This window comes from Parafrankia sp. Ea1.12 (assembly GCF_900465275.1).
Taxonomy (GTDB): Bacteria; Actinomycetota; Actinomycetes; order Frankiales; family Frankiaceae; genus Parafrankia; species Parafrankia soli.
In genome coordinates, this window is sequence record NZ_UBIZ01000731.1 from 1 (window position 1) to 370 (window position 370).

A 370-nucleotide genomic window follows, 5' to 3' on the forward strand; every position below is an offset into this window, starting at 1 on the left:
ACCGACTACTGGCTGTCCACCCTGCCCGAGGGCACCCCACTACGGCACCTCGTCCGCCTCGCGAAGATCCGCTGGCGGATCGAACACGACTACCGCGAACTCAAAGACGGCCTCGGCCTCGACCACTACGAGGGACGTTCGTTCGACGGCTGGCACCGACACGTCACCCTCGCCTGCCTCGCCCAAGCCCTCTGCACCCTGTGGGGTGCCAGAACTCGGCCACCGGTGTCAACCTGGGGTTTTAGAGCGTGTCTCAGGTGGGGTGTGGGAGTTTCTTCCAGCAGGTGATCGCGGCGGCCAGGCAGAGGAATCCGAGGAAGTTACGGCCGTTGCGTTCGTAGCGGACGGTCAGCCGGCGGTAGCCGTCAAG

Annotated in this window: 1 protein-coding gene; it reads left to right on the plus strand. The window is 65.4% G+C overall.

Features of this window, described 5'->3' with window-relative positions:
• Positions 1 to 288 (plus strand): transposase (locus FMEAI12_RS36005; RefSeq protein WP_235015162.1); only part of this gene is annotated, 288 nt, incomplete at its 5' end.
• Positions 289 to 370 lie beyond the last annotated feature (82 nt).